At 70.9% G+C, this 19885-nt stretch carries 21 protein-coding genes and 1 pseudogene; 17 read left to right on the top strand and 5 right to left on the bottom strand.

Annotated elements, in window-relative coordinates; genetic code table 11:
- Window positions 1-71: 71 nt before the first annotated feature.
- From ACIQBL_RS34955 to mutM, 5 genes are all read left to right on the top strand, one after another.
- Window positions 72-1154, top strand: a complete 1083-nt coding sequence (locus tag ACIQBL_RS34955; protein WP_401949186.1) for an ATP synthase F0 subunit B — start codon at window positions 72-74, stop codon at window positions 1152-1154.
- A 133-nt stretch (window positions 1155-1287) separates the two neighbouring features.
- Window positions 1288-1941 carry a YceD family protein gene (locus ACIQBL_RS34950; RefSeq protein ID WP_401949184.1) on the top strand — a complete coding sequence of 218 codons (654 nt, stop codon included), beginning with the start codon at window positions 1288-1290 and terminating at the stop codon, window positions 1939-1941.
- A 2-nt stretch (window positions 1942-1943) separates the two neighbouring features.
- Window positions 1944-2117, top strand: coding sequence for a 50S ribosomal protein L32 (gene rpmF, locus ACIQBL_RS34945; protein ID WP_015657589.1), 174 nt, complete (start codon window positions 1944-1946; stop codon window positions 2115-2117).
- Window positions 2118-2136: 19 nt separating this feature from the next.
- Complete coding sequence (rnc, locus tag ACIQBL_RS34940) at window positions 2137-2979, top strand: ribonuclease III (protein ID WP_401949181.1); 843 nt, start codon at window positions 2137-2139, stop codon at window positions 2977-2979.
- Window positions 2980-3056: 77 nt separating this feature from the next.
- The gene (gene mutM, locus ACIQBL_RS34935; protein WP_401949619.1) at window positions 3057-3920 is read left to right on the top strand and encodes a bifunctional DNA-formamidopyrimidine glycosylase/DNA-(apurinic or apyrimidinic site) lyase; all 864 of its coding nucleotides are present in this window, start codon (window positions 3057-3059) and stop codon (window positions 3918-3920) included.
- Between the two features lie 146 nt (window positions 3921-4066).
- Here mutM and ACIQBL_RS34930 read toward each other — a convergent pair whose 3' ends face one another.
- The 4 genes and pseudogenes from ACIQBL_RS34930 to ACIQBL_RS34915 all read right to left on the bottom strand — a co-directional run bounded on the left by ACIQBL_RS34930 (window position 4067) and on the right by ACIQBL_RS34915 (window position 7028).
- Window positions 4067-5023, bottom strand: coding sequence for an NAD-dependent epimerase/dehydratase family protein (locus ACIQBL_RS34930; protein ID WP_401949178.1), 957 nt, complete (start codon window positions 5021-5023; stop codon window positions 4067-4069).
- 570 nt (window positions 5024-5593) lie between these two features.
- Window positions 5594-5860 carry a cyclase family protein gene (locus ACIQBL_RS34925; RefSeq protein ID WP_401949175.1) on the bottom strand — a complete coding sequence of 89 codons (267 nt, stop codon included), beginning with the start codon at window positions 5858-5860 and terminating at the stop codon, window positions 5594-5596.
- 2 nt (window positions 5861-5862) lie between these two features.
- A pseudogene (locus tag ACIQBL_RS34920) lies at window positions 5863-6081 on the bottom strand (cyclase family protein); the annotation flags it as partial.
- Window positions 6078-7028: a DMT family transporter gene (locus ACIQBL_RS34915; RefSeq protein ID WP_401949173.1), complete on the bottom strand. Its 951-nt coding sequence runs from the start codon at window positions 7026-7028 to the stop codon at window positions 6078-6080. The pseudogene ACIQBL_RS34920 and the gene ACIQBL_RS34915, both read right to left, overlap by 4 nt.
- Window positions 7029-7177: 149 nt before the next feature.
- On the opposite strand from ACIQBL_RS34915, the gene ACIQBL_RS34910 reads away from it, so the two are divergent.
- On the top strand, window positions 7178-8227 hold the full coding sequence (locus ACIQBL_RS34910) for a LysR family transcriptional regulator (RefSeq protein ID WP_401949170.1): 1050 nt from the start codon (window positions 7178-7180) through the stop codon (window positions 8225-8227).
- Window positions 8228-8267: 40 nt separating this feature from the next.
- Here ACIQBL_RS34910 and ACIQBL_RS34905 read toward each other — a convergent pair whose 3' ends face one another.
- Window positions 8268-9239, bottom strand: coding sequence for a ScbA/BarX family gamma-butyrolactone biosynthesis protein (locus ACIQBL_RS34905; protein WP_401949167.1), 972 nt, complete (start codon window positions 9237-9239; stop codon window positions 8268-8270).
- 139 nt (window positions 9240-9378) lie between these two features.
- On the opposite strand from ACIQBL_RS34905, the gene ACIQBL_RS34900 reads away from it, so the two are divergent.
- The 11 genes from ACIQBL_RS34900 (at window position 9379) to ACIQBL_RS34850 (ending at window position 19699) form a co-directional block, all read left to right on the top strand.
- Window positions 9379-10011, top strand: a complete 633-nt coding sequence (locus ACIQBL_RS34900) for a ScbR family autoregulator-binding transcription factor (protein WP_401949164.1) — start codon at window positions 9379-9381, stop codon at window positions 10009-10011.
- A 156-nt stretch (window positions 10012-10167) separates the two neighbouring features.
- A complete protein-coding gene (locus ACIQBL_RS34895; RefSeq protein ID WP_401949162.1) occupies window positions 10168-10833 on the top strand; it encodes a TetR family transcriptional regulator in 666 nt (221 codons plus the stop codon).
- On the top strand, window positions 10830-11591 hold the full coding sequence (locus tag ACIQBL_RS34890) for an SDR family NAD(P)-dependent oxidoreductase (RefSeq protein ID WP_401949159.1): 762 nt from the start codon (window positions 10830-10832) through the stop codon (window positions 11589-11591). The genes ACIQBL_RS34895 and ACIQBL_RS34890 overlap by 4 nt, the downstream gene beginning before the upstream one ends.
- A gap of 37 nt (window positions 11592-11628) precedes the next feature.
- A complete protein-coding gene (locus ACIQBL_RS34885; RefSeq protein WP_401949156.1) occupies window positions 11629-12420 on the top strand; it encodes a carbon-nitrogen family hydrolase in 792 nt (263 codons plus the stop codon).
- A 296-nt stretch (window positions 12421-12716) separates the two neighbouring features.
- Complete coding sequence (locus ACIQBL_RS34880) at window positions 12717-13418, top strand: hypothetical protein (RefSeq protein ID WP_401949154.1); 702 nt, start codon at window positions 12717-12719, stop codon at window positions 13416-13418.
- Window positions 13415-13609, top strand: a complete 195-nt coding sequence (locus ACIQBL_RS34875) for a hypothetical protein (protein ID WP_401949151.1) — start codon at window positions 13415-13417, stop codon at window positions 13607-13609. Before ACIQBL_RS34880 ends, ACIQBL_RS34875 begins: the two co-directional genes overlap by 4 nt.
- Window positions 13610-13746: 137 nt before the next feature.
- Window positions 13747-15444: a GH3 auxin-responsive promoter family protein gene (locus ACIQBL_RS34870; protein ID WP_401949148.1), complete on the top strand. Its 1698-nt coding sequence runs from the start codon at window positions 13747-13749 to the stop codon at window positions 15442-15444.
- Window positions 15445-15538: 94 nt separating this feature from the next.
- A complete protein-coding gene (locus tag ACIQBL_RS34865) occupies window positions 15539-16417 on the top strand; it encodes an alpha/beta hydrolase (RefSeq protein WP_401949146.1) in 879 nt (292 codons plus the stop codon).
- Window positions 16407-17567 carry an enolase C-terminal domain-like protein gene (locus tag ACIQBL_RS34860; protein WP_401949143.1) on the top strand — a complete coding sequence of 387 codons (1161 nt, stop codon included), beginning with the start codon at window positions 16407-16409 and terminating at the stop codon, window positions 17565-17567. Before ACIQBL_RS34865 ends, ACIQBL_RS34860 begins: the two co-directional genes overlap by 11 nt.
- Before the next feature lie 54 nt (window positions 17568-17621).
- Window positions 17622-18533 carry an FAH family protein gene (locus ACIQBL_RS34855; protein WP_401949140.1) on the top strand — a complete coding sequence of 304 codons (912 nt, stop codon included), beginning with the start codon at window positions 17622-17624 and terminating at the stop codon, window positions 18531-18533.
- Window positions 18530-19699 (top strand): hypothetical protein, encoded by a 1170-nt coding sequence (locus ACIQBL_RS34850; RefSeq protein ID WP_401949137.1) that lies wholly within the window; start codon window positions 18530-18532, stop codon window positions 19697-19699. Before ACIQBL_RS34855 ends, ACIQBL_RS34850 begins: the two co-directional genes overlap by 4 nt.
- Window positions 19700-19885 lie beyond the last annotated feature (186 nt).

Below are 19885 nucleotides of genomic sequence, written 5' to 3'. Positions count from 1 at the left end.
GGCGGGGCGGGAGTGGTCGTACAGTCGACCCGTCCGTCTCCAACACGTCGGTAGAGAGTGGCGAGCACACGGTGGACGTGCAGAAGAAGCTCGACGAGATCGTCGCCTCGGTCTCCAGCGCCCGGTCCATGCCCATGTCGGCCTCCTGCGTGGTCAACCGCGCCGAGCTGCTCACGCTGCTCGAAGAGGTGCGCGCGGCCCTGCCCGACTCGCTGGCCGAGGCGCAGGAGCTGATCGGCGGCCGGCACGAGATGGTCGAGCAGGCCCGCCAGGAGGCCGAGCGGATCATCCAGACCGCGCACGCCGAGCGCGGCTCGCTGATCTCCGACACCGAGGTCGCCCGCCGCTCGCAGAACGAGGCCGACCGCATCCTCGCCGAGGCCCGCCAGGAGGCCGAGGAGGTCCGCGCGGAGGCCGACGACTACGTCGACTCCAAGCTCGCCAACTTCGAGGTCGTCCTCACCAAGACCCTCGGCTCGGTCGGCCGTGGCCGCGAGAAGCTGCTCGGCACGGGCCCCGGCATCGACGAGCTGGGATACGAGAACCCCGAAGACGACGACGCCCCCGAGCGCAGCCACGACCCGGAGACCCTGCGCCGCGACGCCGACGCGTACGTGGACGTCAAGCTCGGCGCCTTCGAGGCGGTCCTCGCCAAGACCCTGGAGGCCGTGGGCAAGGGCCGGCAGAAGCTGCACGGCCGGCTCGCCAGCGACGACCTCGGCGACCTCGCCCTCGACGACGACGGCAACCAGGTCCAGCACACCAGCGACGCCGACTACCTCGCCGACCTCGCGACCGTCACGGACACCCCGGTCTCGGCCACCCCGCTCCAGCCCGAGCAGCAGGACTACGCCCCGCAGGCGGCCTACGACTACCAGCAGACCGCCCAGCAGCAGGACCCGTACGGGTACCAGCAGCAGTACGCCCAGCCCCAGCAGCAGGACCCCTACGGGTACCAGCAGGCCGACCCCTATGCCTACCAGGGCTACGACACCGGCCAGCAGCCCGTGTACGACCCGAACCAGATGCAACAGGCCCAGCTCGACCAGCAGGCCCAGCAGCAGGGGTACGCGCTCGACGAGACCAGCCTCTTCGACACCGGCATGATCAGCGCGGAGCAGCTGCGGGCGTACGAGCAGGGCCGAGGCCTGTAAGGGGCCACCGGATTGGGCCGTGAGCGAAAGGTCCAGTATCCTGGCTCTTCGGTCGCGTGTACGTCCGCGATCAACGCTGCCCGGAAGCACCGAAGGGCGGCGTCCTCTTGAGCTAGCAGACCGAAAGACAGGGATGGCTCTGAACGCCCGCCTCGACCACCGCAACCCACTCGTGTTCGACACTCACGAGCTGGGTCGGCGTCCTGGTGCGCTGCAGCGCCTGAACCGTTCGATCGACGCTCCCAAGGATCTCGGTATCCAGGGAGTCATCGGAGTGCCGGAAGGCGCCCCGGTGGAGCTCGACCTCCGCCTTGAGTCGGTCATGGAAGGGGTGCTTGTCACAGGCACCGCCCGTGCACAGGCCAAGGGGGAGTGCGTAAGGTGTCTGGAGCCGCTCGAGCTGTCGCTCGCAGCGGACTTCCAGGAGATGTTCTCGTACCCTGACGCCGACGACCGTGGCCGTGTAAAGGCGGAACCGGTCGACGACGCCGAGGAAGACGAGGACAGGCTCTTCATCGAGGACGGCCTGTTCGACCTCGAACCCGTGCTGCGCGATGCGGTGGTGCTCGCACTACCGATGCAGCCGGTGTGCCAGGACGACTGTCTGGGCCTGTGCTCCGAGTGCGGAGTACGGCTCACGGACGACCCGGACCACCACCATGAAGCCGTCGACATCCGTTGGGCGGCACTGCAGGGACTCGCCGGTTCACTCGAAGACGGCGAGAAGGACGAGATCAGTGGCGAGGCGCCCCGACCGGCGCGCGCCAACGAGAAGCAGGAGAAGTAGCCGTGGCTGTTCCGAAGCGGAAGATGTCGCGCAGCAACACGCGCCACCGCCGGTCGCAGTGGAAGGCTGCGGTCACCCCTCTGGTTGCGTGCGAGCGCTGCCACGAGCCCAAGCAGCAGCACATCGCGTGCCCGTCTTGCGGCACGTACAACAAGCGCCAGGTCCTCGAGGTCTGAGCGGCTGGTGAGAGGCTCCATGTCTGACGTCAAGGCGGAATCAGCCGCCAAGAAACAGGCGGACACGGCCTCGTCCCACACGCTGTTGGAAGGGCGGCTCGGGTATCACCTCGAGTCCGCCCTTCTGGTGCGTGCGCTGACCCACCGTTCGTACGCGTACGAGAACGGCGGTCTGCCGACGAACGAGCGGCTGGAGTTCCTCGGGGACTCCGTGCTCGGCCTCGTCGTCACGGACACGCTGTACACGACCCACCCCGACCTGCCCGAAGGCCAACTGGCCAAGCTGCGGGCCGCGGTGGTCAATTCTCGTGCGCTGGCGGAGGTCGGTCGCGGTCTGGAACTCGGCTCCTTCATCCGGCTCGGCCGCGGTGAAGAGGGCACGGGGGGCCGGGACAAGGCGTCCATCCTCGCCGACACCCTTGAAGCGGTGATCGGCGCGGTCTATCTCGACCAGGGCCTCGACGCGGCCTCCGAACTGGTGCACCGCCTGTTCGACCCGCTGATCGAGAAGTCCTCGAACCTCGGTGCCGGCCTGGACTGGAAGACCAGTCTCCAGGAGCTCACCGCGACCGAGGGGCTCGGTGTCCCCGAGTACCTGGTCACGGAGACCGGCCCCGATCACGAGAAGACCTTCACTGCTGCCGCCCGCGTCGGAGGCGTCTCGTACGGCACCGGCACCGGCCGCAGCAAGAAGGAGGCGGAGCAGCAGGCCGCCGAGTCCGCCTGGCGGTCCATCCGGGCCGACGCGGACGAGCGTGCCGAGAAGGCGAAGGAGGCGGCCGAGCAGCCCGCCGAGGTCGTCGCCGAGGCCGCCGAGCAGCCTGCCGAGGAGAGCGCCGACACGTCGTCGGCGTCCGCCTGACCGAACAACTCGACCGAGCGCCCGTCCCTTCGCGGGGCGGGCGCTCGGATCGTTCACCCGTGTCCACAGGGGATGCCATGCCCGAGTTGCCCGAGGTCGAGGTCGTCCGACGCGGTCTGGAGCGGTGGGTCGCCCAGCGCACCGTCGCCGACGCCGAGGTACTGCATCCGCGTGCGGTACGACGCCATGTCGCCGGCGCCGACGACTTCGCCCACCGGCTCAAGGGGCATCGGATCGGCACGCCCAGCCGGCGCGGCAAGTACCTGTGGCTGCCGCTGGAGGACACCCACCAGTCGGTGCTCGCGCATCTCGGGATGAGCGGTCAACTCCTGGTCCAGCAGCACGAGTTCCCCGACGAGAAGCACCTGCGCATCCGGGTCCGCTTCGCCGACGCCCTCGGCACCGAACTCCGCTTCGTCGACCAACGCACCTTCGGCGGGCTGTCGTTGCACGACAACACCCCCGACGGACTGCCGGACGTCATCGCGCACATCGCGCGTGACCCCCTGGATCCGTTGTTCGACGACGAGTTGTTCCACCAGGCCCTGCGCCGCAAGCGCACGACCATCAAACGGGCCCTGCTCGACCAGTCGTTGATCAGCGGAGTCGGCAACATCTATGCGGACGAGACCCTTTGGCGCTCCCGCGTCCACTACGACCGACCGACCGCGACCTTCACCCGCCCGCGCACCGCCGAACTCCTGGGCCACGCACGGGACGTGATGAACGCGGCCCTCTCCGTGGGCGGCACCAGCTTCGACAGCCTGTACGTCAACGTGAACGGGGAGTCGGGCTACTTCAGTAGGGAATTGGACGTATATGGGCGCTCTGACCAGGCATGTAACCGGTGTGGAACGAGGATCAGAAGAGCCCCGTTCATGAACCGCTCTTCCTACTTCTGCCCGAAGTGTCAGCCCATTCCGAAGAGTGCTTTCACGTAAGAGTTGTCGTTGGGGAGCCCTGGCTGAATCTCGGCATGCGGCAAAGGATGCGCGAGTCACCGCAGCTCATCACCCGAGCCGCCCAGGCCGGACATCCGGCCGCCATGGAGCACTTGGCTTCGTCGGACGAGGCCCGAGCGCCACGCTCATCCGGCCACGAGGTGCGCCCGGTACCAGGGGGCCGCCTCGGTCAATCGGTCCAGTGGACCGGGACCTGGAGCGCATCCCGCGAGCCGCCAGATCTCCTCGCTCTCGTACCAGTGGTCGCGCGCCAGCAGGGCGAACTGCCTCTCGCTGACGCGGCCGGGCACCTCCCGAAGCCGCGCCAGACACTGTTCCCAGGTCAAGTCACCGGTGACCGGTGACAGCACGTCCAGCTCCGCGAGCCTCGTCATGAGGTCGCGGTTGCGCACCGGCGTCGGATGGCTGGCGTGGAAGACCCCAGAGGGCACGGTGTCCGGTGCCGTGGCCAGGGCCGTGACGAGCCGGGCCAGGTCCTCGACGGCCACTGCGGAGACCCGCCCGCGACCGCCGTCCCAGCGGAACGGCACCCGCCGGAGCAGTTCGCCGAGCGCGGGCACGACCCAGCGGTCTCCGGTACCGAGGACGAGACCGGGCCGCAGTACGACCGCGCCCGCGTCGAGCGCGATCTGCTCGGCGGCCAGCCGGGAACGGCTGGCCGCCGACACGGGCACGGGCGGGACCCCGTCGACGGGGATGCCGCGGTGCGGTCCGGGCCCGTACACCGCCGCCGTCGACAGGTGGACGATGTGCCTCACCCCGGCACGCCGGGCCTCCTCGACGACCGCCCGGGTGCCACCGATGTTCGTCCGCTCACACTCCGGCACTCCGCCGTCGACGCGGCAGGCGAGGTGGACGAGGACGTCTGCACCGCTCGCCGCTCCGTCGAGCGACGCGGGGTCCGACAGGTCCGCGTGCATCCACTCCACACCCGCCGACTCCCGCCGGTCGGCCGGGACGGAGCGGGCGACGGCGCGCACCTCGACGGCACGGCCGTCCGCCCGTTCGCGCAGCAGCAGACGGAGCACCGCCCGGCCGACGAATCCGGTCGAACCGGTCAGCAGCACCCGCATGGGTTTCATGGAGCGGCGCCCTCCGCGTCATCGCCCGGCACCTCTTTGGCCCTGGATAGTCCAGTGGATTGGGGTGACCTGACGCCCCGATAGCAGAATAGTGCCGCTGACCTGCGAGGACGCGAGTGTCTACGTCGTATCCGCCGCAAGAATCAGGGCACCGATCCGGTGAGCAAGAGTACAGGGTGGGACCGTCGGTTGTCGGTGGTGGCTGACGGGAAGAGACTGACCGGCTGGATCGACATCGACGCCACCGTCATCACGTCCGCGTCCAGGGAAGCGGGGGCTGCGGTCACGTTCCTCCCATGCCGCCGCGGCAGCGATGTGGTCTGCCCGCGCTGGCCGACGAGCACATCCGGCTGCCGCGCTCGAAGGACGGCACCTGGGCGGCGACGGGTGGGCTCGACGCGGTGGTTCGGCTGCCCTCTGCCCAACTGCCCCTTCACGGGCCGTCGTTCGACCGGCCGGAGGCATCGGGGCTACCGCACTCCCGAGGGCAGGAGGCTCCCGTCCGGCGGGCACGACAAGCTTGGCATGCCCGTTCGCGGCTGGCTCAACTGCCGTACATACGAGACCGATTCAGGCGCACATGGCCGTTTCAGGGCACCGGGTGCAGGGCGAACACCGTTGCCGCAGGACGTCCGGCGACCAGCCCGGCGTACGGCTGATGCCCGCCTCGTCGCGGTTGGCCGTCGCCACCGGGTCCGGCCGGCGCCGGCTCCAACCGGTGCGCAGCGCGACGAACGACCCTGCCGGTACACGGCCGTTGCGGCGCTCCCAGCTCCCAGGTCCAGGGTGCGCCCGCCGGCCACGAAGTGCGCGGGTGGGTCGGCATGGGTGGCCCACTGGCCCACCAACGTGTGGCGGTGCACGGTGAATCCGTCGCCGCGTTCGGAGTCGAAGAGGCTCTCGCGGCCTTTGTCGGGGAAGCCCGCGAAGCGCGGCCGGCCGGGGTGGAAGGCGTGTGTGAGGTCCGTACGGACGGTCTTGGCTGCCGGTTCGCGGTACGCAGCCCACAACCCGGGCTCAGGGAGCCCGGGTTGTGGGTCGCGAGCGGAAGGAGTCATCGTGCGGGTGCCATCACGGCGGGTGCGGATCCGGGCGACTCAACGGCCGGCGCCGGCTTCGGGGCGCCCTTGCGGCGGGTCAGGCCGACGCCGACGAGGACGACGACCATGCCGGCCGCGACCCGGAGGCCGACGCTCTCACCCAGGAAGACCGCGCCGAGCGCCACGGAGACCACGGGCAGCAGGTAGCCGACGACGGCGGCCTGGGTGGCGCCCTCGGACGCGATGATCCGGTAGGTGAGGTGGAAGGTGACGCCGGTGCTGCAGACCCCGAGGACCAGGACCGCGACCAGGGCCGTCGCGCTGAGGTGGATCGCGTCCAGGCCGCCGACCGGCACGGCCATGGCGCTCAGTCCGCTCGCCGCGATCAGCTGGGCGGCGGAGAGGGAGAGGGTCGGGATGCCCCGGCCGACCAGGTTGCGGCCCATGTAGACGAAGGCGACGGCGTAGCTGGCCGCGGCGCCGAGGATCGCGAGGGCGCCCCAGCCGAGCGAGCCCGACCGCTCCCAGGGCGCGAAGATGACCACGACCCCGCCGAAGCCGAGCAGCAGCCCGGCCAGCCGGACCGGGCGCAGACCGCGCTCGGTGCCCAGGGCGAGCCCGAGGGCGAGGGAGAAGAACGGGGTCGTCGCGTTCAGTACGCCGGCCAGGCCCGAGTCGACGGTCTGCTGGCCGATGCTGAACAGGGCGAACGGTAGGGCGTTGCAGAAGAAGGCGGCGATGACGATGTGCCGCCAGACCGTGCGGCCGGTCGGCAGGCGCCGCCCGCTGGCGTACAGCGCGCCGGTGAGCACGACTGCACCCAGCACACAGCGGGCGAGCGTGACCTGGAGCGGGGACAGCCCCCGTAGCGCCAGTTCGATCCACAGGAAGGTCGATCCCCACAGCAGGGCGAGCACGGCCACTCGTGCCGCACCCCTCAGACTCTGCGCGCTGCCACTGTTCACGATGGTGCCTCCATATCTGTGTCTGGATCTGTGTCCGGATCTGTGTCTGGTCCGTGGCTGGCTTGGTCCGGCATCCCTGTTATGAAGGTGCCCCAGCCAAGCTTTGAGGACAAGCAAATGGTTCTACACCTTTTGTTAAGCTGTACTGCATGCTTGATGTGAGGCGCCTCCAGGTCCTGCGCGCGGTGGTCACCAGCGGCACGGTGACGGCTGCCGCGGCCCATCTCGGTTACACCCCTTCCGCCGTCAGCCAGCAGGTGGCGGCTCTGGAGAAACAGGCGGGTACGGCACTCCTGGAGCGGGTCGGCCGGGGGGTCAGGCCCACCGCCGCGGGTCTGCTGCTCACCGAGCACGCGGGTCTGATCAGCGCGGCGGTCTCCCAGGCGGAGACGGCCCTGGCCGATCTGCGGGCCGGGCGGACCGGCCGCCTCTCGGTCCGCTACTTCGCCACGGCGGGCTCCACGCTGGTCGCGCCCGCGCTGGCCCGGCTCCGGCTCGAACACCCCGGCGTACGGATCGACCTCGAACTCGCCGACCCCGAGGACCCGTTCCACGAGGTGGTCAAGGGGCGGGCCGACCTGGCCGTGGTCGTACAGGCCCGGGACAGGACCGGCGACGGCTCCATCCGTCTCGTCCATCTCCTGGACGACCCGTACGCCGCCGTACTGCCCGCCGACCACCCGCTCGCCGGGCGGCAGGTGCTCAACCTGAACGAGCTCGCCGGCGAACAGTGGGTGGGCAGCGAGCCGCCAGGACCCTGTCTCGAACCGGTGCTCGACTCCTGTGCGGCGGCGGGCTTCAGCCCCGACTTCGTCATCCAGACCGAGGACTACGCGACCGCGCAGGGCTTCGTGGCGGCCGGCCTCGGCATCGGTCTGATGCCTCGGCTGGGGCTGCGTACCCCGCACCCGGGCGTGGTCGTGCGCGAGGTCCGCAATCCCGAGCCGGTGCGCGTCATCTCCGCCGCGGCCCGCCGCACCGCACCGGAGCAGCCCGCGCTGCGCGGCCTGGTGGACGCACTGCGGGAGGCGGCCGGCGCGGTCGGCACAGGTGCCGCAGCCGGCACGATCGACGCAGCCGACGCAGCCGACGCAGCCGACGCAACCGGCACAGTCGGTACGGCCGGCGCGGGCGGGCGGTCCGAGGTGCGGCGCGAGCCTGCCACCGCCGGTCCGGCCGATGTGTCCCGGTCGCGATGAGCAGGGGCGGCGGGCGGCGGGTCGGCGGTGGCGGCGCATGTCAGACGGCCACGGGCGCGGAGGTGGCGGAGGCGGTGGCCGGGGTGGCGGACGTGCCGGGGGTGGCGGACAGGGTGACGGTGCTGGAGAAGATCTCCCTGTCGTGCTGCCGCGCGACGACCCTGACCTGGTCGCCGTCCACGCTGCGCTCGGTCTCCAGCCAGCAGGGCGCGTCCAGTTCGGCGTACTTGACGAAGACGGAGTCCATGCCGGTCACGGCCGTCCGCCGGGGATGGGCCGCGGCCAGGGACGCCTGGCGGGCGGCCTCCAGGAGCAGCATGCCCGGGGCGTGGTCGACGACGTGATCGAAGAGGACGGGATGCGTCGTGTCCACCCGCAGCTGCCAGCGGCCGGGCCGGTCGGTGGCGGCCAGCACCACGTCCTCGAAGCGGTCGCGGCCGAAGGCCTCCACCCCGGCCGGGGGCGGCAGGGGTACGGCACGGGCGGTGGCGGCGGCAGCGTCGGCGTAGCCGCCACGCAGCCGCTCGTATATCGCACGGTCCTGTATGGAGAAGCTCGAACGGGCGGTGGCCATGGGGCGGCCCGCGCGTTCGACGTCGACCGTCATGGATATCGCGGCGGCGCGGTCGCGGCGGTACTTCACGTCGTGGCAGCTGATGCGCAGGTCGAGCTCGACCGGACTGCCGTCGGCGTGCATGGCCTCGGGGTCGACGACCCAGCTGAAGTCCTTCCACAGCAGTTGGTGGCCGAGCGGCACCCGGTAGGCGCGGTGGGACAGCAGCGGCAGGGCCTGCCGGACGGTCTCGCTGAGAAGGAGCGGGTCGTGCAGGCCGAGGTGGGTGCGGTAGAACGGATGCGTCGCAGGCCACTCGGCGGTGACGGCGAAGGCATCGGGCGCGGACCGCCGCCAGCTGCGCAGGAGCACTTCGTCCTGGTTCGTCTTGTGCGTGAAGGTGGGCTCGACCAGCTCGAAACCGGCTTCGACACGGTTTTGGGCAAGGCTGTACGACATGGTGGTTCCCCCTGATGAGGCGCTGATTTACGGGCACGCGCAGACCGATCGAAGGCGCCCCCAGTGACAGGGGGACGTCGACGTGAATAAAATAGAGGTCGTTCTTTTTGTTTGTCTAGATGCAAGGAGAGTCCCGCCGATGGCACGACAACGGCAGGAGCGCGCGAACAAGACACGAGCCGCGCTCATCCGCTCGGCGGCGGAGGTGTTCGACCAGGCCGGATACCACGGAGCAGGCCTCAACGCGATTCTGCAACGGGCCGGAATCACTACCGGAGCCATGTACTTCCACTTCAAGTCGAAGGAGGAACTGGCCAGAGCGGTCATCGTGGAACAGGCCGCCGAGCTCCAGTGGCCCGAGGGCGAGCGCGGTCTGCAGCAACTGCTGGACATGTGCGGCTACCTGGCCGTGGAGATGCGGCGCAACGTCCTGTTCCGGGCGGGAGTCCGGCTCGCGGTCGAGCAGAACGAGGTCGGGCTGCTCGACTACTCGATCTACGACTGGTGGTCCGAGCGGTTCCGCGAACACCTCACTGAGGCGCGGGAACTCGGTCAGCTGCATCCGCACGTGGACTTGGCGGCGTTCGCACAGGTGATCGTGGCCGCGTACACGGGTACGCAGATCATGGCGCGGCTCTCCAGCGGACGGGCCGATCTGCCCGAGCGCATAGAGATGATGCTGCGATGTCTGTTGCCGGCCCTCGCGCCGGCCGAGGTGATCGCGACGCTGCACTTCACCAGAAGTGAGCAGGCGGAGGACATCACCTCCTGAGTCCCCTCCGGGTGGGTGCGGTCGCCCTCCGCCGGAGGGCACCCCCCCCGCCCCTCGACTTGCCCAAGTTGTCCTGGAGTTGCTCCTGCAAGTTATCGGCGGCCGTCCGCGGCAGTAGGTTCGCGGCACCGGTTCGTCGATAACGAGGTCAAGTCCATGGTGAAGCAGACGCGGGCACAACGCACCCGCCAGGCTCTGATCGCGGCGGCTGCCATCGAGTTCGACCGGCACGGGTACTCCGGAACCTCCCTGTCCGCCGTCCACGGTGCCTGTGGTGTGACGATGGGCGCGCTCACCTTCCACTTCCCCGCCAAGGCCGACCTCGCGTCCGCCGTCTGCCGGGAGGCCGAGGCGGTCACTCGCGCGGCGCTGCCCGGCCCTGAACCGGCGCCCACCGTCCGGTCGGTGGCGGAGCTGACCCTCGTGGTCGCCGACCTGCTGGAGTGCGAGGTCACCGTCCGTGCGGCGGCCCGGCTCAGCCAGGAGCGGATGCCGTCCGCCCAGTGGCACGGCGTGTGGCGGGCCGCCCTGCGGGATCTCGTGCCGCTGCTCCAGCGGGCGGCGACCCCGGGCGCACGGCCGCAGCCCGGCGAACTGGAGCTGATGGCCGTCTACTTGACCGCCGGCGCCGAGGCGGCCCTGCGCGCGGGACAGCCCGGCGGTGAGGTACGGGCCCAGCTGGAACGTCTGTGGGGGCTCGTCCTCGACGCCGCACCCAAGTCGGCGTCGAACCCCGGTCCCTGCCCCGCCCCGGACTTTCGTCCGCTCCTCCCGGAGCGCCGCCCGGGTTCACTCCCTCTCACGAATGGGCTCGATCCATGACTCGACGCTGCGCGCTCGTCACCGGCGGTTCCCGGGGAATCGGCGCCGCGATCGCGAGCGAACTCGCCGTCGCCGGGCACCGCGTGGCCGTGCACTGCCGTACGGACACCACCGCAGCCAAGGCCGTACTGGACGACCTGCCCGGCACCGGCCATGTCCTGGTCACCGGGGACCTGGGGAGCCCGGGCGCGGCCCAGGAGATCATCGACTCCGCGGTCGAGCGGCTCGGCACGGTGGACGTGCTCGTCAACAACGCCGGTGTGTACACCGAACAGCCCGTCGCCACCACCTCGTACGAGGACTGGCAGCGGGACTGGCGGCGGCTCGTCGAGGTGAACCTGTTCGGGCCCGCCGACCTGATCTGGTGTCTGGTCGACCATCTCAGGCACCGGCTCCAGGGGCCGCAGGGCGCCCGCATCATCAACGTCGGCTCGCGCGGCGCGTACCGGGGCGAGCCGAACGCCCCCGCCTACGGCGCGAGCAAGGCCGCCCTGCACGCGCTGACGCAGTCGCTCGCCCAGTCGCTGGGGCCCGACGGTATCGCCGTGAGTGCCGTGGCGCCCGGATTCGTACGGACCGACCTGACCGAGCCCATGCTCGTCGGGGAGGCCGGTGAGGGGGTACGGCGGCAGAGTCCGCTGCGCCGGATCGCCGTGCCCTCCGACGTCGCCGCCGCCGTGGCCTGGCTCGGCTCCGCCGGGGCCGAGTGGTGCAGCGGCGCCGTCCTCGACGTCAACGGCGCCTCCCACCTGCGCTGACCCCACCCCAACTCCCGCCTGCCAGAAGGGATTCACCATGCGCGCGGCCCTCCTCCAGATCGCCGTACGACCGGACGAGCCGGCCGGTGAGCGGCGCGCCCGCGTGGCCGCGCTCGTACGGGAACAGCGCGGCGCCGATCTGGTGCTGCTGCCGGAACTCTGGACGTGCGGCGCGTTCGCCTTCGACGCGTTCCGTGCGCACGCCGAGCCGCAGGCCGGGCCGACGGCCCGGGCGATGGGCGAGGCCGCCGCCGCCGCGCAGGTGTGGCTGCACGCGGGGTCTATCGTCGAACTCGGGCCCAGGGACGTCCTGTTCAACACCTCCCTGCTGTTCGCGCCCGACGGCCGGCTCCACCGCACGTACCGGAAGATCCACCGCTTCGGCTTCGACAGCGGCGAGGCGGCGCTGATGGCGCCGGGCGACGAGATCGTCACCGCCGGGCTCCCCATGGCCTCGGCGGGTCTTGCCACCTGCTACGACCTCCGATTCCCCGAGCAGTTCCGGCAGTTGACCGATGCCGGTGCCGAACTCCTGCTCGTCACCGCCGGCTGGCCCGCGGCACGCCGTGCGCACTGGTCGCTGCTGACCCGCGCACGGGCCGTCGAGTCGCAGGCGTACGTCCTTTCCTGCTGCACCGCGGGCACCCACGCGGGCGTCGAGCAGGCGGGGCACAGTGTCGTGGTCGATCCCTGGGGCGAGGTCGTGGCCGAGGCGGGGGAGGGTGAGGAGACGCTCGTCGCCGACCTCGATCCCGCGCTCGTGGCGAAGACGCGCGCCGAGTTCCCCGTACTGCGTGACCGTGTCCTCGGTCTGCCGCTTCCCCGGTAACCGGGCAGCCGGTCATGTCCACAGATGCCGTCCGCCCGGCCAGCCGCCGGGATGGGCGGCATCTGCTGTCTCCGACCAACTCCCCTGTATTGCAAGGCAGTTGGAGTTTTTCCCGGAGCCTCTTGCGCTCGACCGTCAGCCTGTGTCACGCTTCTTCGCGAGGCAGTCTGCCCTCTTCGAGGAGCCTTCGAACTGCCACCGCGTCGCCGTCGTGCGGCGCTTTTTTGTTGCCCAAGAACCGGCGTTCCCCGCAGGCACCCTTGCCCCGAACCCGTTTTCCCGAAGGTGAGCCGACCATGGCCGACCGAACACCCTCGCCCCGCACCTCCGCCCCCCCGACTCCCACGCTCTGCGCGTCGACCCGCTGCCGTCGGGCGGCCCGCACCGGCCGGCTGGCCCGCCGGCCCGCCTCTCCCGACGCCCGGCTCTGCACGGCCTGCAAGCGGGCCCTGGAGGCCGACCTGGCCGCGCTGCCCGGCCTGCACCGCGAGAGCGAGCAGGACCTGGCGCCGGTCTCGGGCGGCGGGCTCGTGCCACGCGTCACCGGCAGCCGGTCGTGCCCACCGCCCGTCAGCGACAAGGCACTTGAGGTGCGGCACGACGTCGTCGTACGACTGGCCTCCTGGGCCCGGCTGGTGCTCGACGAGGCCGACGGCGTGCGGGCCCCGGCCCCGCCCCGCCGGACCGTCGCCGAGCTGGCCGCCTTCCTCGGCCGGCATGTCGGCCTGCTGGCCGCCCACCCCGCCGCAGGCGCCGCCGCCGACGAGATCGCGGGCGCGGCGGCGGCCCTGCGGGCCCTCGCCGCGGAGCCGAAGGCCGACCTCGTGCCGCTGGGCCGCTGCGTCGAGCCGGGCTGCGACGCCGAGGTGTCGCTGCCGGGCCGGGGCGGCGACGACCTGGTCCTGCGCGGCCCGATGTGCGAGGCGGGACACATTCTGACGCCCCGTCAGTGGCTGGTGCTGAAGGAGCGTACGACCACGACGAAGGAGAGGGCATGACCACCAACGGCCGCAGCAGGCGCGTCCCGACCTCGTTGGCCGCACTGGCCCTCGGTGTGCAGGAGGGCACCATCCGCCAGTGGGCCAGGCGCGGCAAAGTGACCCGCTACGGCACCAGGAGGCAGGCGCTGTACGACCTTTCCGAGCTCGCCGCACTGGCGGCCGGGGAGACCGGCACGCCCCGCACCTGAGCCCGCCCCGCTCTCCCTCCCCGTCACCCGTATCTCTCGACCACCCCACCGTCCGGCACCCGCCGCGCGGTGCCGACGCATGCCCGAAAACGGCCCGTCGGCAACCCACTTGAGCAATCCACTTGAGGAGACGAACCGTGGCAAGCGCCCTGGAATCAACGGACACAGCCGCCGAGGCCCCGCAGTGGCAGCAGTACTGGGACAGCCGGCGCGCCCCCTTCATCGAGGAGTGCCGTCAGGCTCGCGAGACCCTGCTCGCCGATCTGAAGGACCCGCACACCGCCCAGGCCCGGGTGCTCGACGACCTCATCCACATCGGCGCCGGCTCGCTGCACTGGAAGGAGCGGGGGTACACCCGGGTCGCCGCCGACCCGGACAGCTTCCGCTCGGTCCTGCCGGTCATGCGGTACGGCGACTTCGTCGACGAGATCGACCGGGAGACCCGCACCAAGGGCGGTGTCCTGTCGTGCAGCCCGGTGCTGCGCTGGCTCAAGACCAGCGGGACGACGGGCACACCCAAGCGCGTCCCGTACACGCTGCACTGGCTGTTGACCTACCGGATTCCGGCCATGAAGGCGATGTGGGGCACGTATCTGGAGCACCACCCGGAGATCCTCGCGCACCCCTTCGCCACCCTCGACACCCAGACGGTCCGGGAGGACGTGTACGACTTCGTGCACGGTGTGGAGCACCAGGCGATCAGCAACCGGCACCCGCAGATCAACAGCCGGGACTGGAGCCCGCCGTGGTACCGGTCCCCGTGGTTCGGCCCGGACGCACCCGCCTCGCACGCCGGGCGGATGTACCACCGCATCCGGCACCTCGTCGGCCGCGATCTGCACTACATCTCGGCCATCAACCCGAGCACCCTGGTCTCGCTGCGCGATCTGATCGCCGACCACGGGGAGGAGTTGGTACGTGATCTGCGCGACGGCACGCTCCAGGGCCGGCCGTGCACCGAGCCCGACGAGAAGGCCGCCCGGCACCTCGAACAGGCCCTGGCACGGGACGGGTTCAGCCTGGTCGACGTATGGCCTTCGCTGACCCTGTACAGCTGCTGGCTGTCGGCCTCCGCGGAGTTGTACCGCCCGCGTCTGGACGCCGTGCTGCCGGGCGTCGACAAGCTGCCGTTCATGAGCTGCGGCACGGAGGGCGTCACCACGATCCCCGTCGACGACTCGCTGGACAGCCAGCCGCTCGCCGTCAGCCAGGCCTACTTCGAGTTCGTCCCCGCCGATGTGCCGCTGGGCGCGCTGGTGGAGGCCGGCGAGCGGATCGACACCCTGCTGTTCGACGAGGTCGAGGCGGGCCGTGACTACCACCTGATCATGTCGCAGGGGAACGGGCTCTACCGGCTGTGGACCGGTGACATCTACCGCGTCGACCGGATCGTGGACGGCACGCCCTGGATCCACTTCACCCACCGCGACGGCGTCTTCCACTCCTTCACCGGCGAGAAGATCACCGAGGGCCAGGTCACCCAGGCCATCCAGCAGGGCCTGGCGGCGAGCGGTCACGACACCGGCCTCTACATGTGCGGCCCGCGCTGGGCCGAGCTGCCGTACTACGTCGTCGCCGCCGAAGTCCCGGAACCCTCGCCCGAGTTGGACCGGGAACTGTCCGCCGGGGTGGACCGCGAACTGTCCGTGATCAACATCGAGTACGCCTCGAAGCGGGACAGCGGCCGGCTCGGCGGCATGCGGGTGGTGACCGTGCCGCAGGGCGCGATCGCCGCGTATGTCGAGTCGCGGCGACAGCAGGGCAACGCCACCCAGTACAAGTACAAGCCGTTCCAGCAGGACATCGACTTCGTCGCCGCGATCACCGGCAGCTGAACACGCGCCGCCCGTCCGGCAGGTGACGAGCAATCAGGAATTCCCCAGAAGACCATCCCCAGAAGACCAAGAGAAGCGACAAGGAGTACGGGACATGATCGAGACCCTCAGGCCCCCGCAGAACACCCGTCGGGAGATCGTCCAACTGGCTTCCGGTGACACCGAGTTGGCGCTGCACGTATGGCGTCCGGAACGGATCAAGGGAGCCGTCTTCTACTTCCACGGACTGCAGAGCCACGCCGGGTGGCTGTGGGAAGTGGGACCCCGGTTCGCCGACAACGACATCGCGCTCTTCGTGCTCGACCGGCGCGGCAGCGGCATCAGCGCGGGCCCGCGGCACGAGATACCGGACGCCGACACCATCCTCGACGACTACGCGAACGCCGTAGCCTTCGTCCGCGGGATGATCGGCGACTCCGTACCGCTGTCGCTGTTCGGGCACTGCCTGGGCGGCTCCTTCATGGCGGCCCTGATGCACCACGAGTCGTTCACCACCCGGTACGACGCGGCCGTGTTCTGCTCGTCCTGGCTGGGCCGTCTGCACGCGACCCTCGGCGCCGACGAACTCCGGGCGCTCGCCGGGGAGACCGGCGACGCGCCCTGGGACGCCGGGCTCCGGTCCGCCGACTTCACCGACGAGGCCAAGTACCGGCACTTCATCGACCACGACGACCTGGCCGTACGGCGGTTGACGCGCCGCTCGCGGGCCGTGCTGCTGGAACTGGAGCGGCGCTACCTGGCGCCCCGGCGTGCCCTCGCGCCGGTCACGGCCACCTTCGTGTCCGGCATGACCGACCCGATCGTCGATCTGGACGCGGCACACGGGGTGTTCCAGGACCTGATGTCCGAGCGCGGGGCGATCATCAAGTTCCCCACCGACCGGCACTACCTCTTCTACACCGACGTCAGCGACTCGCTCGTCGACTGGACGTCGACGTACACCCTGCTCCAGGGGCTGAACCGTGGCTTCTGACGGCCTGTTCGCCGGCGGCGCGCGGGCGCGCCTGTACCACGTCGAACTGCCCATGCGGACGCCGTTCGACCATCCCGCGGCCCGCCGCCGCACCTCCGACAGTCTGGTCCTCGGCCTGACGACGGACGACGGCGTGCGCGGCCTCGGCGAGTGCGCGCCGCGTCCCTACGTCACCGGCGAGACCTGTGACGGCGTACGGGCGCAGCTCGAAAAGGTCGACCTCGACGCCCTGTTCGCGCGGCTGACCGATGTTCGGCCCCGGCAGTTGCTCGCACTTCTGCACCGGGACGGCTTCGCCCGTGTCTTCGGGATCGACGGCGGCAACAATCTGCGCTGTCTGCTCGAGACCGCGGTCCTGGACTGGATCGGGCACCGACTGGGCCTGGACGCACGGCAGTTGCTGCCCGGCGGCGAGGAGACCGGACCCGGACCACGGTCCCTGCCCGTCTCCCAGGTGCTCGATCTCAGCCTGGGCGCCGAGGAGTTCCTGGCCACCCGGGGCCCGTTCCACTTCGTGAAGATCAAGGCGTCGGACGACACGGAACACGACGCCCGTACGGTACGGACGGTCCGCGAGCGGCTCGGGGACGACGTGCCCGTCATGGTCGACGCCAACATGAGCTGGGCGCCCGACACCGCGCTGTCCCAGGCGCGTTGTCTGCGCGAGGCCGGCGCCGACTGGGTCGAGGAGCCGCTGGCCAAGGGCTCCTGGGAGGTGCTGCGGGAGCTGCGCCGCCGTGGCGGTCTGCGGGTCATGCTCGACGAGTCGGTGTGCACGGGCCGGGACGCGCGGAAGGCGGTCAGGTCCGGGGCGTGCGACGCGTTCAACGTGCGGGTGTCGAAGAACGGCGGTCCGCTGCCGGCGGCCGAACTCGTCGCCTATGCGCGGCAGAACGGCGTCCGGTTCCAGATCGGCGTCCAGGTCGCCGAGGTGGGCCCGCTCATCAACGCGGGCCGGGCGCTGGCCTTCCGCCACCGGGACGCCATGACGACCGAGGCGGGACAGTCCGACCGCTTCTTCCCGCAGATGATCGTCGCCCCGCGCCCGGCCGTCGACCGGGACGCCAACGTGCTGGCCCCCGCAGGCGGCCCCGGCTGGGGCCTGAGCCTCACCCCGGCGGCGGAGCGCTGGGCCGTCCGGGACCTCTGACCTGCCCTGTCTCCAGATCACTCACCCCTGCGCATGTCCAGGAAGGGAACCGTCATGCCCGTACTCTTCGAGTGCACCTACCAGGGCCGTCGCCACGTCGGCCTCGAACTCCCCGCCGACGGCGCGCCGTTGCGGCTGCGACCGCTCGGCGGGCGGGACCTTCGGACGCTGGTCGTGGAGGCGGGCGGCGACCCCGCCGCGCTCGCTGCGGCCCTCGCCGACCTGCCCGGGGAGGTGACCGTCCCGGCCGAGGACCGCGCGGCCGTACGGATGCGTCCCCCGCTGCTGCCCGACCACACGGGTGACGCCATGGTCAGCGGCTTCATGCAGACCCACAACGTCAAGGTGGAGGCGGACACCCCGGCCCAACCCAACTGGTTCGTCAAGGGACTTGGCGACACGCTGAAGCTCCCGGGGGAGGACCTGCGCGCGCCGGCGGGTTCCGTCGCCCTGTGCGAGGAAGCGGAGATCGTCCTCGTGCACGTCACCGACGGGGACGGCGAACTCCACTACGCCGGCTACACCTTCGGCAACGATCTCACCGACATCGGGCGCTTCCGGCGGCACCGGGGACACCTCTCGTACGCCAAGCTCTGCGACGCGGCCGTGGCGCCGTGGCTGTTTCTCGACGCCCCGCCCCGGCATGTCACCGGACGCGTGACGATCGAGCGGGAGGGAGACGAAGGGGCGGTCTGGAAGGGCGAGTTCACCACCGGGACCAAGGCCCTGCACTACGGCCTCGACGGCATGATGTCCGAGCTCTTCTCCTACGACACCCTGCGCACCCCTGGCCGCGTGCACTACGTCTACATCGGCGCCGACCGCAGCAGCTTCCACGGCGGCCACGAGATGGCGGACGGGGACCGCGTCACCCTGGAGTTCACCAGCCACGGCGTCACCCTCGCGAACACCGTACGGTGTCCTTCACTCACGGCACCCGAGCCCGCCGCCCGCGAGGGGTCGTGAACGGCGACGAGGGTGTGCGCAGGCTCAGCGACACCGAGGCGACCTTCGCCTACACCCACGCGCTCATGGGTGGGAACACACAGCTCACCACGGAGTTCACGGTGAACGCGGCGTTCTCCCCGGAGCGGGTGGAGCGGGCGGTGGAGCTGTGGCTGCGCCGCCTCCCGCTGCTGTCCTTGCGCATCGCGGACCTGGACGGCAGCCTCTGGTTCCGCCGCGAAACCCCCGAAGCACCCTCCCCCGAGGGCCGGTTGTGGCGCCTGCGGGTCGGGCACGGTCCGGCGGCGACACGCTTCGCCTTCACCTGTCATCACGCGATCTGCGACGGTTACTCGACCGGTCATCTCGTACGGGCCTTCCTGGACGGCCTGTTCGGTGTCCCGGGCGGGGACGGGTTCCGTCCGGGCGCGGACCTCCTGCCGCCCGACATCGACGAACTCACCTACGCGAGCGGGGACATGCGTCCCCCTCGCACCCCGCAGGCCCGCCGGTCCCCGTGCTCGTACAGCGCACGTCTGACGGCATCGGCCGGCAACCCGGTGACCTTCACCCTCACACCGCGCGAGAGCCGGCGGCTGCGGAACTGGTGCCGGGCACGGGAGTTGACGGTGGGCGGGCTGCTCGCGACCGGGCTCGCCGACTCGCTCGCCCGGGAGACCGGCCGCGAGGAGGTCACGGTGTCCACGGCGGTGTCCCTGCGCCGCCGTTACGCCGAGCGCTCACTGATCACCGAGCCGGGCTGCGTACTGGGCCTGGTCCGGACACCGGCACGGACCGGGACCGGCGGCGACGACCAGGTGGACCGGGCCCGCGAGAACGCGGCGGCACTCCGGTCGGCCGCTCACGCCTGGCGTCCGGCGCGGCGCGCACACGCCCGGATCCGGCAGTCCGTCGAGCGCGAGGCCGCGGGCGGCGGGGCGCCGGAGATCCGGGTCACCGACATCGGCTCGGTGGACGCGGCCCTCGGCTCGCACACCGCCCGGCTCACGGAATTCCGTACGGTCGCGGCCCGCGGCGACGCCCCGCCGGGCGGCACGCTGCACCTGTCGTCGTTCATGGGCGCACTCACCGTGGCGCTCTCCACCGGCTCCAAGGGCCCCGCGCGACTGGCCGCCGCGGCGGAACGTGCGGTGCGCGAGGCCGTACTGCTGTCCGCGAGCCGATGATTCTTTCCCCGGGCCTGTGAAGAAACAGCAGGTCGGAGCGGTACGGCCGGGCAGACTCCCCGAAGTCGTGAAGACGGGAAGGCGATCGCATTGAAAACAAAGAGTTCGTTCTCTATTTTTTTGAGGGCGGGCCCCGGACGGCGGGGCCCGCCGGGCAGGACAGTCCAGAGGAAGGAACGCGGCATG

This window comes from Streptomyces sp. NPDC088350 (genome assembly GCF_044753545.1).
Classification (GTDB): domain Bacteria; phylum Actinomycetota; class Actinomycetes; order Streptomycetales; family Streptomycetaceae; genus Streptomyces.
This window is presented reverse-complemented; position numbering and strand designations above follow the sequence as displayed.

Excerpts from the sequence above, each read along its gene's own strand:
- ACIQBL_RS34950 (WP_401949184.1), top strand. The coding sequence starts at position 1,288 with ATGGCTCTGAACGCCCGCCTCGACCACCGCAACCCACTCGTGTTCGAC.
- rnc (WP_401949181.1), top strand. The coding sequence starts at position 2,137 with ATGTCTGACGTCAAGGCGGAATCAGCCGCCAAGAAACAGGCGGACACG.
- mutM (WP_401949619.1), top strand. The coding sequence starts at position 3,057 with ATGCCCGAGTTGCCCGAGGTCGAGGTCGTCCGACGCGGTCTGGAGCGG.
- ACIQBL_RS34930 (WP_401949178.1), bottom strand. The coding sequence starts at position 5,023 with ATGAAACCCATGCGGGTGCTGCTGACCGGTTCGACCGGATTCGTCGGC.
- ACIQBL_RS34910 (WP_401949170.1), top strand. The coding sequence starts at position 7,178 with ATGCTTGATGTGAGGCGCCTCCAGGTCCTGCGCGCGGTGGTCACCAGC.
- ACIQBL_RS34905 (WP_401949167.1), bottom strand. The coding sequence starts at position 9,239 with ATGTCGTACAGCCTTGCCCAAAACCGTGTCGAAGCCGGTTTCGAGCTG.
- ACIQBL_RS34900 (WP_401949164.1), top strand. The coding sequence starts at position 9,379 with ATGGCACGACAACGGCAGGAGCGCGCGAACAAGACACGAGCCGCGCTC.
- ACIQBL_RS34895 (WP_401949162.1), top strand. The coding sequence starts at position 10,168 with ATGGTGAAGCAGACGCGGGCACAACGCACCCGCCAGGCTCTGATCGCG.
- ACIQBL_RS34890 (WP_401949159.1), top strand. The coding sequence starts at position 10,830 with ATGACTCGACGCTGCGCGCTCGTCACCGGCGGTTCCCGGGGAATCGGC.
- ACIQBL_RS34885 (WP_401949156.1), top strand. The coding sequence starts at position 11,629 with ATGCGCGCGGCCCTCCTCCAGATCGCCGTACGACCGGACGAGCCGGCC.
- ACIQBL_RS34880 (WP_401949154.1), top strand. The coding sequence starts at position 12,717 with ATGGCCGACCGAACACCCTCGCCCCGCACCTCCGCCCCCCCGACTCCC.
- ACIQBL_RS34875 (WP_401949151.1), top strand. The coding sequence starts at position 13,415 with ATGACCACCAACGGCCGCAGCAGGCGCGTCCCGACCTCGTTGGCCGCA.
- ACIQBL_RS34865 (WP_401949146.1), top strand. The coding sequence starts at position 15,539 with ATGATCGAGACCCTCAGGCCCCCGCAGAACACCCGTCGGGAGATCGTC.
- ACIQBL_RS34855 (WP_401949140.1), top strand. The coding sequence starts at position 17,622 with ATGCCCGTACTCTTCGAGTGCACCTACCAGGGCCGTCGCCACGTCGGC.